The sequence below is a fragment of the Pseudomonas sp. P42 genome (assembly GCF_017973755.1).
Lineage (GTDB): Bacteria > Pseudomonadota > Gammaproteobacteria > Pseudomonadales > Pseudomonadaceae > Aquipseudomonas > Aquipseudomonas iridis.
In genome coordinates, this window is sequence record NZ_JACOPU010000007.1 from 350901 (window position 1) to 365613 (window position 14713).

A 14713-nucleotide genomic window follows, 5' to 3' on the forward strand; every position below is an offset into this window, starting at 1 on the left:
AATGCCCCGCCGTTTTCACGGCGGGGCATTTTTATTGCGCTAAAACTTGGGGGTGATTAAACGCCCGAAGCCTTGGCCGCTGCCACATCTTTGATGGACAGCTTGATACGGCCGCGGTTGTCCACGTCCAGTACCAGCACTTCCACTTCCTGGCCTTCTTTCAGGATGTCAGTCACTTTCTCAACGCGAGCGTCGCTCAGCATCGAGATGTGAACCAGACCGTCCTTGCCCGGGAGGATGTTGACGAATGCGCCGAAGTCGACGATGCGCTCAACCTTGCCGACGTAGATCTTGCCGATCTCGGCTTCAGCGGTGATGCCCAGAACGCGCTGACGTGCAGCTTCAGCAGCTTCCTTGGTTTCGCCGAAGATCTTGATCGAACCGTCGTCTTCGATGTCGATCGAAGCCTTGGTTTCTTCGCAGATCGCACGGATGGTCGCGCCACCTTTACCGATAACATCACGGATCTTGTCAGTGTCGATTTTCATCGCGATCATGGTCGGAGCATTTTCCGACAGCTCGTTACGCGACTGGCCAATGATCTGGTTCATCTGGCCGAGGATGTTCAGGCGCGCTTCCAGGGCTTGGCCCAGAGCGATTTCCATGATCTCTTCGGTGATGCCCTTGATCTTGATGTCCATCTGCAGCGCGGTCACACCTTTGGCAGTACCCGCTACTTTGAAGTCCATGTCGCCCAGGTGGTCTTCGTCACCGAGGATATCGGTAAGAATGGCGAACTTCTCGCCTTCTTTAACCAGACCCATGGCGATACCGGCAACCGGCGCCTTCATCGGCACACCAGCGTCCATCAATGCCAGGGAAGCACCGCAAACGGAAGCCATCGAGCTCGAACCGTTCGATTCGGTGATTTCCGAGACAACACGGATGGTGTACGGGAACACGTCAGCGGCAGGCAGCATGGCGGCAATCGAACGACGGGCCAGACGGCCGTGACCGATTTCGCGACGACCAGCACCACCCATGCGACCACACTCGCCCACCGAGAACGGAGGGAAGTTGTAGTGCAGCATGAACGGGTCTTTTTTCTCGCCTTCCAGGGTGTCCAGCAGTTGTGCGTCACGGGCAGTACCCAGAGTCGCGACTACCAGAGCCTGGGTTTCACCACGGGTGAACAAAGCCGAACCGTGAGTCTTCGGCAGAACGCCGACTTCGATGTTCAGCGGACGTACGGTTTTGGTGTCGCGACCGTCGATACGTGGCTTGCCGTTTACGATGTTTTCGCGAACGGTGCGGTATTCGATTTCGCCGAAAGCAGCTTTGACGTCGCTGGACGAAGGCTGGCCTTCTTCACCGGACAGCTTGGCCACAACCTGATCCTTCAACTCGCCCAGGCGAGCATAACGGTCGGCCTTGACTGTGATGGTGTAGGCGTCGGAGATCGCAGCGCCGAACTCGGAGCGGATAGCGCCCAGCAGTTCAGTCGCTTCGGCTTGTGGAGCCCAGGCCCAGGTAGGCTTGGCAGCTTCAGCAGCCAGTTCTTTAACAGCGTTGATCACAACCTGGAACTCGTCGTGAGCAAACAGTACAGCGCCCAGCATCTGGTCTTCGGTCAGCTCTTTGGCTTCCGATTCAACCATCAACACGGCTTCCGAAGTACCGGCAACGACCATGTCCAGGCTCGATGCTTTCTGTTGCTCGTAAGTCGGGTTCAGCAGGTAGCCGGTGCTTTCGTGGAAAGCAACGCGAGCGGCGCCGATCGGACCGTCGAACGGGATGCCCGAGATGGCCAGGGCAGCCGAAGTACCGATCATCGCAGCGACGTCCGGATCGGTCTTTTTGCTGGTGGAAACGACGGTGCAGACAACCTGCACTTCGTTCATGAAACCTTCTGGGAACAGCGGACGGATCGGACGGTCGATCAGTCGGGAAGTCAGGGTTTCTTTCTCGGAAGGACGGCCTTCGCGCTTGAAGAAACCGCCAGGGATCTTACCGGCAGCGTAAGTCTTTTCCTGGTAGTGAACGGAAAGAGGAAAGAAGCCTTTGCTTGGGTCTGCGTGCTTGGCGCCAACAACGGTCACCAGTACGGTCACGTCGTCATCAACAGTAACCAGCACTGCGCCGGAGGCTTGACGGGCAATACGGCCTGTCTCGAGGGTAACGGTCGACTGACCGAACTGGAATTTTTTGATTACCGGGTTCACGGTGTCCTACCTTCTTTGTGGCTCTTGGGGAACTGGTTTCTTGCGAAATTCTTGGGCAATGCCGGGAATCGGCCCGACGCCTGTCCAGGGTAAAACGTGTATCCAGATAAAACTTGAGGCTGGGAGCCTGCCCGAAGCCCGCGGAAAACCGCGGACGTCTGACAAACAACCAACCTCAGAGCGCAATCGCTTATTAGCGACGCAGACCCAGGCGACCGATCAGAGTCTGATAACGACCCAGATCCTTGCCTTTCAGGTAGTCCAGCAGCTTGCGACGCTGGTTTACCATGCGGATCAGACCACGACGGGAGTGGTGATCTTTACCGTTGGCCTTGAAGTGACCCTGCAGCTTGTTGATGTTGTGGGTCAGCAGTGCAACTTGCACTTCTGGCGAACCAGTGTCACCAACAGCTTGCTGGTAGTCAGCAACGATTTGAGCTTTTTCTTGAACGTCGAGAGCCATGAGGCAATCCTTTTATCAGGAAACTGTTTCAGGGAAACAGCTTCAACAGGCCAGGGACAAATCCCTGTATCTATAAATGAGTCGTGACCGTGCCTGTTAACAGCCACACTCGCCAGCCTGCTGTTACACAGGCTGGTTTCGGTCATTCTGACCGAATCAAACGACGTGGCGCGATGCGCCCGTCTTCGCTCACTTCACCGATGCCGATGAAGCGACCATTGTGATCCTGTACCCGAACCATGCCGAACTTCGGAGCATCCGGGGCACGTACCGGCTGGCCGTTGAGCCAGTAGAACGAGCTCGCTTCCGAAAAGTGCAGCAGCGGCCAATCCAGCAAGCCGCTGTCCGATGGCATCAGGAAGCGGTCAACCGCTTCGTTGCCGCCTTCGGCATGTACCGCTTCAAGCTCTTCGAGGGTAACGGTCTGCGCCAGGGTGAAAGGCCCGGCCTGGGTACGGCGCAATTCTGCGACGTACGCACCACAACCGAGCTGCTCACCAATATCCTCCACCAAGGTGCGAATATAGGTGCCCTTGCTGCAATCCACCGCAAGCCGCGCAGTATCGCCTTCGAAGGCCAGTAATTCCAAGCGCGCAATAGTAACAGAACGCGGTTCACGCTCCACTACTTCGCCTGCACGTGCCAGCTTGTACAGCGGCTGACCATCACGCTTGAGCGCTGAGTACATCGGTGGTATCTGACTGATTTGGCCGCGAAAATTCGGCAACGCAGCCTCGACATCGGCGCGACCAACGGTCACCGGGCGCTCCTGCAAAACCTCACCTTCGGCATCCGCCGTGGTGGTGGTCTTGCCCAACTGCGCCAGGGTTTCATAACCCTTGTCGGAATCGAGCAGGTACTGCGAGAACTTGGTGGCCTCACCGAAGCACAGCGGCAGTACGCCGGTGGCCAGTGGGTCGAGACTGCCAGTATGCCCGGCTTTCTCGGCGTTGAGCAGCCAGCGAACCTTCTGCAGCGCAGCGTTTGAGGTGAACCCCAGCGGCTTGTCGAGCAGGATGATACCGCTGACGTTACGACGGATACGTTTGACCTGAGCCACCGAGTTACTCCTTGGTGTCTTCAGGTGCTGGAACGACAACGTGCTGATTGTCTTCAGCAACAGCGCGCTCGATCAGCGCCGACAGGTGCGCACCACGGACAACGGATTCGTCGTAGTGGAAGTGCAATTGCGGCACGCTGCGCAGCTTCATTTCGCGGGCCAGTTGCATACGCAGGAAACCTGCGGCGGCATTCAGTACCTTGATGCTTTGCGCGATGTCTTCTGCGTTGTCCTGCCCCATCACGGTGATGAAAATCTTGGCGTGACCGACGTCACGGCTGACTTCCACTGCGGTAATAGTCACCAGGCCGACGCGCGGATCTTTGACTTCACGACGGATCAGCTGGGCCAGCTCACGCTGCATCTGATCGCCGATACGTTGGGTACGGCTGTATTCTTTTGCCATGATTTGTTACCTGTTACTGCCCCACGGTGAAACCCGCAAGGTCTGAAAGCGGCAAACGCCCGGCCTGACAAAAGCCAGACCGGGCGTTGCGTTTAGAGTCCTGACGCCGTGCCGCGCATTTTCATGCGACGGCCCGACGTGGCCCTTGAAGTGCGCGAGTTAGAGGCTGCGAGCAACCTGAACCTTCTCGAAGACTTCGATCTTGTCGCCGACTTTGACGTCGTTGTAGCTCTTCACGCCGATACCGCATTCCATGCCGGCACGTACTTCGGAAGCGTCATCCTTGAAGCGGCGCAGGGATTCCAGCTCGCCTTCGAAGATAACGATGTCTTCACGCAGTACACGGATCGGACGGTTACGGTGCACAACACCTTCGATCACCATGCAGCCTGCGATCGCGCCAAACTTCGGCGAACGGAACACGTCACGCACTTCGGCGACACCCAGAATGTTCTCGCGAACATCGCTGCCGAGCATACCGGTCAGGGCTTTCTTGACGTCTTCGATGATGTCGTAGATCACGTTGTAGTAACGCATATCCAGACCTTCCTGCTCGACGATCTTCCGTGCGCCAGCATCGGCACGCACGTTGAAGCCGAACAGTACAGCGCTCGAAGCCAGTGCCAGGTTGGCATCGGACTCGGTGATACCACCGACACCGCCGCCGACTACGCGCACTTGCACTTCGTCGTTACCCAGGCCATTCAGAGCGCCCTGCAGAGCTTCCAACGAACCACGGACGTCAGATTTGAGGACGATGTTGAGCGTCTTCTTCTCTGCCTGCCCCATGTTTTCGAAGATGTTTTCCAGCTTGCCGGCGTGAGCGCGAGCCAGTTTGACTTCGCGGAACTTGCCTTGACGGAACAGAGCCACTTCACGGGCTTTCTTCTCGTCGGCAACCACACTCATCTCGTCGCCAGCGTCCGGGGTACCGTCCAGGCCGAGAATCTCGACAGGGATGGAAGGACCGGCTTCCTTGATTGGCTTGCCGTTCTCGTCGAGCATGGCACGCACGCGGCCATAGTTCGAACCGACCAGAACCATGTCGCCTTGGCGCAGGGTACCGTCTTGCACCAGAACGGTTGCAACCGGGCCACGACCTTTGTCGAGACGCGATTCAACCACAACACCACGACCTGGAGCCGACGGAGTTGCTTTCAGTTCGAGCACTTCAGCTTGCAGCAGAACGGCTTCAAGCAAGTCGTCCACGCCAGTACCGAGTTTCGCCGAAACCGATACGAACGGCGTTTCACCGCCCCACTCTTCCGACGTCACGCCGTGAACCGACAGTTCACTGCGGATGCGATCGAGATCAGCGCCCGGCTTGTCGATCTTGTTCACTGCAACAACCAGTGGAACGCCAGCGGCTACCGCGTGCTGAACAGCTTCAATGGTCTGCGGCATCACGCCGTCGTCCGCTGCAACTACCAGGATCACGATGTCGGTCGCCTTGGCACCACGGGCACGCATTGCGGTAAACGCGGCGTGACCAGGGGTGTCGAGGAAGGTAACCATGCCGCGTTCGGTTTCAACGTGGTACGCACCGATGTGCTGGGTGATACCGCCGGCTTCGCCAGCAGCTACCTTGGCACGACGGATGTAGTCGAGCAGCGACGTCTTACCGTGGTCAACGTGGCCCATTACGGTCACAACTGGCGCACGGGAGAACGACTCACCTTCAAACTTCAGGGACTCGGCCAGGGAATCTTCCAGGGCGGTGTCGCTGACCAGGGTCACTTTGTGGCCCAGTTCTTCGGCTACCAGTTGAGCAGTTTCCTGATCAAGCACCTGGTTGATGGTCGCTGGAGTGCCCAGTTTGAACATGAACTTGATGATTTCAGCGGCCTTGACCGACATCTGATTGGCGAGATCGCCAACAGTGATGGTCTCGCCGATCTGCACATCACGCACGACAGGGCCGGTTGGGCTCTGGAAACCGTGAGCGTTGCGCTTCTTCAGCTTGGCCTTGCCGCGACCACCACGACGGAAGCCATCGCTTTCTTCGTCGGTAGTACGTGGCGCAACACGTGGTGCTGGCGCTTTCTCTTTGACCGATGCGCGATGCGGAGCGTTTTTGCGCTCGCCATCACCACCGCCACTGCGACGATTGTTGTCGTCGGCACGTGGTTTGTCCGGACGGCGCTGTTCGTTCTGCTTGTTACGAACGTCAGCAGACGGCGCTGGAGCAGCGGCAACCACCGGCGCGCTTTCACGTACCGGCTCAGCAACTGCAGCAGGAGCTGCAACGGCGGCGCTAGTAGCGGTTTGCGCAGAGCCAGGATTGCGGCGTGCTTCTTCTTCGGCGCGCTGCTTGGCTTCTTGCTCAGTCTTCTGGCGGGCAGCATTTTCTACTGCGCGACGCTCATCCAGTTCACGCTTGCGCTCGGCTTCGATTTCTTCCGGGCTGCGCTGTACGAAAACTTTCTTTTTGCGAACTTCAACGCTGATGCTCTTGCTACCAGCCACACGCAGGGTGCTGGTGGTTTTACGCTGCAGCGTGATCTTGCGTGGTTCTTCCACTTTCGCCTTGTGGCTGCTTTTCAAGTGAGTCAGCAAAGATTGCTTCTCACTGTCAGTCACATTTTCTTCGGCGGCGGTGTGCGGCAGACCTGCCTCACGCATCTGCTGCAACAGGCGCTCTACCGGTGTTTTGACCTCATCGGCCAGTTGTTTCACCGTGACTTGCGTCATGCACTTCTCTCCTCAGGCCGCGCCTAATTACTCGAACCAATGGGCTCGGGCGGCCATGATCAACTTGCCGGCACGATCATCGTCAATGCCGTCGATGTCGAGCAGGTCGTCAATAGACTGCTCGGCCAGGTCTTCGCGGGTAATTACGCCGCGCACCGCCAGTTCCATCGCCAAATCCTTGTCCATACCCTCAAGCGAGAGCAGGTCTTCGGCCGGATGGGCGTCTGCCAGCTTTTCCTCAGTAGCGATGGCTTTGGTCAACAAACGATCCTTGGCACGAGCGCGAAGCTCGTTGACGGTATCTTCGTCAAAGCCGTCGATGTTGAGCATTTCTTCCAACGGTACGTAGGCAATCTCTTCCAGGCTGGTGAAGCCTTCATCTACCAGCACCTGCGCCAGGTCTTCGTCGACTTCCAGCTCGTCGATGAAGTTGCGCAGGATGTCGCCGGTTTCTGCTTGCTGCTTAGCCTGGATGTCCGATTCGGTCATCACGTTCAGGGTCCAGCCAGTCAACTGGCTTGCCAGACGCACGTTCTGACCACCACGACCGATGGCCTGAGCCAGATTGTCTGCGCCAACGGCGATGTCCATTGCATGGGCATCTTCGTCAACGATAATTGCCGCAACCTCGGCCGGGGACATGGCGTTGATCACGAACTGAGCCGGGTTGTCGTCCCACAGGACGATATCAACACGCTCACCGCCCAACTCACCCGACACTGCCTGGACGCGCGAACCGCGCATACCGATGCAAGCGCCTTGCGGGTCGATGCGTTTGTCCTTGGAGCGGACGGCGATCTTGGCACGCGAACCCGGGTCACGGGACGCAGCCATTACTTCGATCAGACCTTCAGCAATTTCCGGCACTTCGATGCGGAACAGCTCGATCAGCATTTCCGGCGCGGTACGCGACAGGATCAGCTGCGGGCCGCGGTTCTCGGTGCGGATTTCCTTGAGCAGCGCACGCAGACGCACGCCGACACGGAAGGTTTCGCGAGAAATGATGTCTTCACGAGCCAGCAACGCCTCGGCGTTGTTGCCCAGATCAACGATCACGTTGTCGCGGGTCACTTTCTTCACGGTGCCGGAGATGATTTCTCCAAGGCGTTCGCGATAGGCGTCGACCACTTGAGCGCGCTCGGCTTCACGCACTTTCTGCACAATGACTTGCTTGGCAGTCTGTGCAGCAATGCGGCCGAACTCGATGGAATCGATTTTTTCTTCAACGACGTCGCCAACGTTGGCACCAGGATGCGTTTCGGCAACCTTGCTCGGCCAGGTTTCGATAGCCGGATCGTCAAGATCATTCTCTTCGACGACCGTCCAGCGACGGAAAGTTTCGTATGCCCCGGTGTGGCGGTTAATTTCCACACGCAGGTCAACTTCGTCTTCAAAACGCTTTTTGGTAGCAGTGGCCAGAGCCAGCTCCAGCGCTTCAAAAATTACGCTTGCCGGTACGCCCTTTTCATTGGATACCGACTCAACAACCAGCAGTACTTCTTTGCTCATCGTACGCCTCGCCTTTCGCAAGCCATTGGATCCGCGGGATCCGCGTCTCAGTCAAAACTGGGAATAATGTTGGCCTTGTCGATCATATCGATCGGCAACAGAAACTCATGGTCATCTACCTGCACCACGACATCCTGTTCTTCTACACCGCGCAGAAGGCCCTGAAAGTTGCGTCGACCTTCAAAAGGCGAGCGCAGCTTGATCTTCACTTGTGCACCGACAAACTGGGCGAACTGCTCGATAGTGAACAGTGGGCGCTCCATGCCAGGCGAGGAAACTTCGAGGGTGTATTCAACGGTGATTGGATCTTCAACATCCAGGACACCGCTGATCTGACGGCTGACAATGGCGCAATCGTCCACCAGCACACCGCCCTCTTTATCGATATAAACGCGCAACATCGAGTGACGACCTTGAGCCGAAAACTCAATACCCCAGCATTCATAGCCTAGGGCCACGACCACCGGGGCCAGCAAGGCCTGCAACTCTTCTAGCTTGCTCGACACCTGAACCCCCTAGTGCATGTATGTGCATGCTATGCAGAATAAAAAAATGGGCGAAACGCCCATCCTTGAAACGCCGTCGAACAGCGGCGTTGAAAGTGTCCAGCTAACAAAAAGCCCCTTAAAAGGGGCTCTTTAAACTGGTTGCGGGGGCCGGATTTGAACCGACGACCTTCGGGTTATGAGCCCGACGAGCTACCAGACTGCTCCACCCCGCGACAAAGCTGGGGCGGAAGTATACGACTGATCCCTTATAGGGTCAATCTACCTTCCACCTGCAAGAAAGCCCGCAACAGCGGGCTATCCTGACTAATTGGTACCGAGAAGGGGACTCGAACCCCTACACCCTATGGGCACAACCACCTCAAGGTTGCGTGTCTACCAATTCCACCACCTCGGCAAAACTACATTGAAACCCTTCTTACTTTTGCTCTTGAGCTGGAGGTACGTCAGTCGCTGGAGAAGCCGACTTTTGCTCTTGAAGCACCGGGACATCATCAGAAGCCGGTTGTTGTTGCTTAGGTACTTCCAACACTGCTGGATCTGGCAAACCTGCTTGAGTCAGCTGATGAGCTTTCTCTTTAGCAAAGTAACCTAACCCCAAGCTGGTTATGAAGAAACCGGCGGCAAGTATAGCAGTAAACTTACTAAGAAAGGTAGAGGAACCTTGGCTTCCGAAGACAGTATTTGAAGCACCTGCTCCGAAAGACGCGCCAGCGTCCGCACCCTTACCCTGCTGCAGCAAAACCAGAGCAACTACGCCCAATGCACCCAGCAGATGAAAAACGACTACGACTGTTTCCAGCATTTTTTCAGTTTCCCGCGGCGCGACAGATCGCACCGAACTCATCTGCATTCAGGGAAGCTCCACCAATGAGCCCCCCATCGATATCCGGCATGCCGAACAGTTCGACCGCATTGGCCGCCTTCACGCTGCCGCCGTATAGAAGCCGCACACCTCGTGTGACTTCAGAATTCTCTGCCGCCAACTGCTCACGAATGGCTTTATGCACATCCTGAGCCTGCTGCGGCGTTGCGGTCAGCCCGGTACCAATGGCCCAGACCGGCTCGTAAGCTATTACCGCCTTGGCAAAAGCACCTACACCCAGCTCCTCAATAATGCTGCCCAGCTGACGCCCGACAACCTCAAGAGTTTTACCCGCTTCGCGCTGCTCAAGGGTTTCCCCTATACACAACACCGGAATCAAGCCACATGCCTGTGCCGCTGCGAACTTGCGATTCAGCATTCCGTCTCGCTCGCCCATTATCTGACGGCGTTCGGAGTGCCCGACAAGCACCAGGGAACAACCTGCATCCACCAACTGACTCGGTGCAATCTCACCGGTCAACGCACCTTGCATGGATTCCACCGCAGAATTCTGCGCGCCGACCGAAATCGACTTGCCTTTCAAGCCATCAATCACTTGATTGATATGCAAACAAGGCGGGAATACTGCGACATCAACACCGCTTGGCAAGGCCAGATGACGAAGGCCATTGATCAGCTCAGCGACGCTGGCGCGGGTACCGTGCATCTTCCAGTTACCAGCTACCATAGGGCGACGCATGCTGTACCTCGTCGGTCAAAGTGGGCGCAGATGTTACCCAACACAATCATGGCTTGCAAGCCGTATCAGGCAGAAACTTCAGTTACCAGTTTCGCCAGTTCTTCGGCATAGCCGCGAACAAGGGTTTCGTCCTCGCCTTCAACCATCACGCGCACCAGAGGCTCTGTGCCGGACTTGCGCAGGAGCACACGTCCACGCCCCGCCATTGCCTGGGTTACGCGCGCACTGGCTTCTTTGACTGCCGGATGCTCCAGCGGGCTTTCGCCACCGCCGAAACGCACATTGATCAGCACCTGAGGACACTTGCGCAACGCTTGGCGAGCTAGCGCCAGGCCTTCGTTACGCGTTTTGAGCGCCATCAGCACTTGCAGAGCCGCAATGATCGCGTCGCCCGTCGTGGTGTGATTGAAGCAAACGACATGTCCAGAGTTTTCACCACCGACCAGCCAATTACGCTCCAGCAATTCAGCGATCACATAGCGATCGCCGACATTGGCACGAATGAATGGAATCGAAAGATCGGCGAGCGCCAATTCCAGTCCAAGGTTACTCATCAGGGTGCCGACTACGCCGCCCTGCAGCTTTCCACGCTCATGCAAATCACGCGCAATGATGAACAGCAACTCGTCGCCATCGACGATGGCGCCGGTGTGATCGACCATCAATACTCGATCGCCATCACCATCAAAGGCGATGCCCAGGTCAGCGTGCTCTGACAATACTGCCGCCTGCAGCTGACCCATATGGGTCGAACCGCAGTTGTCATTGATATTCAGGCCATTGGGTTGGGCCGATAGAACGACAACGTCTGCACCAAGCTCACGGAAAACGCTTGGAGCAACCTTATAGGTGGCGCCGTGGGCGCAGTCGATGACAATTTTCAGCCCGGAAAAAGTGGTACCAGTAGGCACACTGCTCTTGCAGAATTCAATGTAACGGCCTGACGCATCGTTGATCCGCGACACCTTGCCGATCTTGCTCGACTCGACCACAGTCATCGGGGTGTCGAGCAGCTCTTCGATCATCAACTCCAGCTCGTCCGGAAGCTTGGTGCCTTTTCCGGAGAAGAATTTGATGCCGTTATCATCATGCGGGTTGTGCGAAGCACTGATCACAATACCGGCCTCAGCCTGGAACGTGCGCGCCAGGTAAGCGATGGCGGGCGTCGGCATTGGACCGAGCAACATGACATCGGCACCTGCCGATGTCAGACCAGCCTCGAGCGCCGACTCGAACATGTAGCCGGAAATTCGAGTGTCTTTGCCGACCAGCACCTTGCAGGTGCCCATCTTGCGGAACGCCATGCCGGCAGCCCAGCCAAGCTTGAGCATGAAGTCAGGAGTAATCGGATATTCACCGACTCGACCACGAATGCCGTCAGTACCAAAATATTTCTTGCTCATAAGTGCTCCATCATTCTTATTCGGCTGATTCGACGGCCGCGATCATTCGCACGACATCTATCGTTTGCGCCACATCATGGACACGCAATATACGCGCACCCTTGAACGACGCCAGTGCAGCCAGAGCCAGACCACCATACAAACGTTCGCCCACAGGACGATTCAATGCATGCCCGATCATGCTCTTGCGCGAAACACCCACCAGCAAGGGGCGGCCCAGCGCATGCAGGGCTTCCATATGCTTGAACAAGCTTAGATTGTGCTGCAGGGTTTTGGCGAAGCCAAAGCCGGGATCAAGGATGATTCGATCAGCCGGAATACCTGCCAATGCACATCGCGCCATGCGCTCGGCGAGAAACTCGCTCACTTCCCGAGTGACATCATCGTATTGAGGATTATCCTGCATATCACCCGGCTCTCCGAGCATATGCATCAGGCAGACCGGCAAACCGGTTGCCGCTGCCGCATCCAGTGCCCCATCACGCCGTAGCGATCGCACATCATTGATCAACCCTGCTCCCAGCCGCGCGGTTTCGCGCATCACGGCAGGTGTCGACGTATCGACCGAGATGATCACGTCGAGTTCGCGATTGATCAGCTCGACAATAGGCGCCACGCGCTCGAGCTCTTCCAGCGGTGACACCGCGCGCGCGCCAGGGCGAGTGGATTCGCCGCCAACATCAATTAACGTCGCGCCAGCCGCAACCATGGCTTCGGCGTGACGCAAGGCCTCGTCGAGCTGGTTATATCGGCCGCCATCGGAAAAGGAATCGGGAGTGACATTGAGAATGCCCATGACATGCGTCTGGGCCAAATCAAGAACCCGGTTGCCGCAAGGCAACCGGGTCAGGGACTGAACAGAAGTCATTTCAAACCTTAAACGTCAGCAGCCGGGCCGCCGATCGGTGTTTCCGGACGCTCATCCTGGACAACTGGAGGCGGCGGTGTACCGGTACCACCCGACCAATCGCGAGGCTCGCGAGGCGTACGGCCAGCCATGATGTCGTCGATCTGTTCCGCGTCGATTGTCTCGTACTTCATCAAAGCATCAGCCATCGCATCGAGCTTGTCACGGTTGTCCGTGAGGATCTGCTTGGCCGTGCCGTAGCACTGATCAATGATGCTGCGTACTTCGGAGTCGATCAGCTTGGCGGTATCACCAGAGAAGCTGGCAGCCTGGCCACCACCGCCGCGACCGAGGAACACTTCTCCCTCTTCTTCGGCATACATCAGCGGACCAAGTTTTTCCGACAGGCCCCACTTGGTCACCATGTTTCGCGCAATCTGACTTGCACGCATGATGTCGTTGGAAGCACCAGTGGTGACACCGTCGAAGCCAAGGGTCATTTCTTCAGCGATACGGCCGCCGTACAGCGAGCAGATCTGACTGATCAACGCACGCTTGGACAGGCTATAGCGATCTTCTTCCGGCAGGAACATCGTCACACCCAGTGCACGACCGCGCGGAATGATCGAAACTTTGTAGACCGGATCATGCTCAGGCACGACGCGACCAACAATGGCGTGGCCAGCTTCGTGATAAGCGGTGTTCTGCTTTTCTTTTTCGGACATGACCATCGATTTGCGCTCAGCGCCCATCATGATCTTGTCTTTGGCCAGCTCGAATTCCTTCATCTCTACGATGCGCTTGCCGCTGCGAGCAGCGAAAAGCGAAGCTTCGTTTACCAGGTTGGCCAGATCGGCACCGGAGAAGCCCGGGGTACCACGCGCGATAACACCTGGAGCGACGTCGTCACCCATTGGCACTTTACGCATGTGAACCTTGAGAATCTGTTCGCGACCACGGATATCCGGCAGACCGACCACAACCTGACGGTCGAAACGGCCCGGACGCAGCAGCGCAGGGTCGAGTACGTCAGGACGGTTGGTTGCAGCGATCACGATGATGCCGTCATTCATTTCAAAGCCGTCCATCTCAACCAGCAACTGGTTGAGAGTCTGCTCACGCTCATCGTGACCACCGCCCATGCCGGCGCCACGGTGGCGACCGACGGCGTCGATTTCATCAATGAAGATGATGCAAGGAGCGTGCTTCTTGGCTTGCTCGAACATGTCACGGACGCGGCTCGCACCGACACCAACGAACATCTCGACAAAGTCGGAACCGGAAATGGTGAAGAACGGCACCTTGGCCTCGCCGGCAATTGCCTTGGCCAGCAGGGTTTTACCGGTACCCGGAGGACCGACCATCAGTACACCGCGAGGAATTCGACCGCCCAGACGCTGGAACTTGCCCGGGTCACGGAGGAACTCAACCAATTCGCCAACTTCTTCCTTGGCTTCATCGCAACCGGCAACGTCAGCCAAAGTGGTTTTCACCTGATCTTCGGACAGCAGGCGCGCCTTGCTCTTGCCAAAGCTCATCGGTCCGCCCTTGCCACCGGCACCGCCCTGCATCTGGCGCATGAAGAACATGAACACCGCGATGATCACCAGGATCGGGAAGCTGGCCACCAGAAGCTGGGTCCAGATGCTTTGCTGCTCAGGCTGCTTGCCTTCAACCACAACGTGGTTGTCGACCAGATCGCCGATCAGGCCATTGTCCTGAATAGCCGGACGAATGGTCTTGAAGCTGTCGCCATCGCTGCGTTTGCCGGTAATCACATAGCCATCAACGGCTACGCGCTCGACCTTGCCATCCTTGACCTGCTGGATGAAGTCGGAATAGTTGAGGGTCTGCGGCTCGTTAGGGCTGGAGAAGTTGTTCATCACCGTCACCAAGACAGCCGCGATGATCAACCACAGGATCAGATTCTTTGCCATATCGTTCAATTAACTACCCTCTGAAGCAAGCTCCGCTACTGGCGCGCGCTTCGCATGATATTCACCGGCCTAACTTACTACATTACCTACAACTCTGGCAGGCGCCGTCTGTAACCCTTTGTGAAACACTTTCTACACAATATTCGTTAATGCGTCCGGAGCGA

Annotated in this window: 12 protein-coding genes and 2 tRNA genes; all 14 read right to left on the reverse strand. The window is 57.0% G+C overall.

The annotated features are described in order from the left end of the window. Positions 1-56 precede the first annotated feature (56 nt). Positions 57-2162: a polyribonucleotide nucleotidyltransferase gene (pnp, locus tag H8B20_RS23685; protein WP_047299699.1), complete on the reverse strand. Its 2106-nt coding sequence runs from the start codon at positions 2160-2162 to the stop codon at positions 57-59. Positions 2163-2355: 193 nt separating this feature from the next. Next, the gene (gene rpsO / locus H8B20_RS23690; protein ID WP_003177875.1) at positions 2356-2625 is read right to left on the reverse strand and encodes a 30S ribosomal protein S15; all 270 of its coding nucleotides are present in this window, start codon (positions 2623-2625) and stop codon (positions 2356-2358) included. 142 nt (positions 2626-2767) lie between these two features. Next, positions 2768-3685: a tRNA pseudouridine(55) synthase TruB gene (truB, locus tag H8B20_RS23695; protein ID WP_210624789.1), complete on the reverse strand. Its 918-nt coding sequence runs from the start codon at positions 3683-3685 to the stop codon at positions 2768-2770. A 4-nt stretch (positions 3686-3689) separates the two neighbouring features. Next, positions 3690-4091, reverse strand: a complete 402-nt coding sequence (gene rbfA / locus H8B20_RS23700) for a 30S ribosome-binding factor RbfA (RefSeq protein WP_042557596.1) — start codon at positions 4089-4091, stop codon at positions 3690-3692. A gap of 159 nt (positions 4092-4250) precedes the next feature. Beyond that, positions 4251-6782, reverse strand: coding sequence for a translation initiation factor IF-2 (gene infB / locus H8B20_RS23705; protein WP_042557595.1), 2532 nt, complete (start codon positions 6780-6782; stop codon positions 4251-4253). A 27-nt stretch (positions 6783-6809) separates the two neighbouring features. Beyond that, on the reverse strand, positions 6810-8291 hold the full coding sequence (nusA, locus tag H8B20_RS23710) for a transcription termination factor NusA (RefSeq protein ID WP_042557594.1): 1482 nt from the start codon (positions 8289-8291) through the stop codon (positions 6810-6812). 47 nt (positions 8292-8338) lie between these two features. Then, positions 8339-8797, reverse strand: coding sequence for a ribosome maturation factor RimP (rimP, locus tag H8B20_RS23715; protein ID WP_042557593.1), 459 nt, complete (start codon positions 8795-8797; stop codon positions 8339-8341). Positions 8798-8935: 138 nt separating this feature from the next. Further along, positions 8936-9012: transfer RNA gene (locus tag H8B20_RS23720), tRNA-Met, on the reverse strand. A 96-nt stretch (positions 9013-9108) separates the two neighbouring features. Then, positions 9109-9194, reverse strand: a tRNA-Leu gene (locus H8B20_RS23725). 21 nt (positions 9195-9215) lie between these two features. Then, entirely contained in the window at positions 9216-9602 is a 387-nt protein-coding gene (gene secG, locus H8B20_RS23730) for a preprotein translocase subunit SecG (protein ID WP_042557592.1), read from the reverse strand. Between the two features lie 4 nt (positions 9603-9606). Next, positions 9607-10362: a triose-phosphate isomerase gene (tpiA, locus tag H8B20_RS23735; RefSeq protein ID WP_210624790.1), complete on the reverse strand. Its 756-nt coding sequence runs from the start codon at positions 10360-10362 to the stop codon at positions 9607-9609. A gap of 65 nt (positions 10363-10427) precedes the next feature. Continuing rightward, positions 10428-11765 carry a phosphoglucosamine mutase gene (gene glmM, locus H8B20_RS23740; RefSeq protein WP_042557590.1) on the reverse strand — a complete coding sequence of 446 codons (1338 nt, stop codon included), beginning with the start codon at positions 11763-11765 and terminating at the stop codon, positions 10428-10430. A 16-nt stretch (positions 11766-11781) separates the two neighbouring features. Beyond that, positions 11782-12633, reverse strand: a complete 852-nt coding sequence (gene folP, locus H8B20_RS23745; protein ID WP_210624791.1) for a dihydropteroate synthase — start codon at positions 12631-12633, stop codon at positions 11782-11784. 8 nt (positions 12634-12641) lie between these two features. Further along, entirely contained in the window at positions 12642-14549 is a 1908-nt protein-coding gene (gene ftsH, locus H8B20_RS23750) for an ATP-dependent zinc metalloprotease FtsH (protein WP_042557588.1), read from the reverse strand. Positions 14550-14713 lie beyond the last annotated feature (164 nt).

Excerpts from the sequence above, each read along its gene's own strand:
- rpsO (WP_003177875.1), bottom strand. The coding sequence starts at position 2,625 with ATGGCTCTCGACGTTCAAGAAAAAGCTCAAATCGTTGCTGACTACCAG.
- folP (WP_210624791.1), bottom strand. The coding sequence starts at position 12,633 with ATGACTTCTGTTCAGTCCCTGACCCGGTTGCCTTGCGGCAACCGGGTT.
- secG (WP_042557592.1), bottom strand. The coding sequence starts at position 9,602 with ATGCTGGAAACAGTCGTAGTCGTTTTTCATCTGCTGGGTGCATTGGGC.
- nusA (WP_042557594.1), bottom strand. The coding sequence starts at position 8,291 with ATGAGCAAAGAAGTACTGCTGGTTGTTGAGTCGGTATCCAATGAAAAG.
- rbfA (WP_042557596.1), bottom strand. The coding sequence starts at position 4,091 with ATGGCAAAAGAATACAGCCGTACCCAACGTATCGGCGATCAGATGCAG.
- glmM (WP_042557590.1), bottom strand. The coding sequence starts at position 11,765 with ATGAGCAAGAAATATTTTGGTACTGACGGCATTCGTGGTCGAGTCGGT.
- tpiA (WP_210624790.1), bottom strand. The coding sequence starts at position 10,362 with ATGCGTCGCCCTATGGTAGCTGGTAACTGGAAGATGCACGGTACCCGC.
- infB (WP_042557595.1), bottom strand. The coding sequence starts at position 6,782 with ATGACGCAAGTCACGGTGAAACAACTGGCCGATGAGGTCAAAACACCG.
- ftsH (WP_042557588.1), bottom strand. The coding sequence starts at position 14,549 with ATGGCAAAGAATCTGATCCTGTGGTTGATCATCGCGGCTGTCTTGGTG.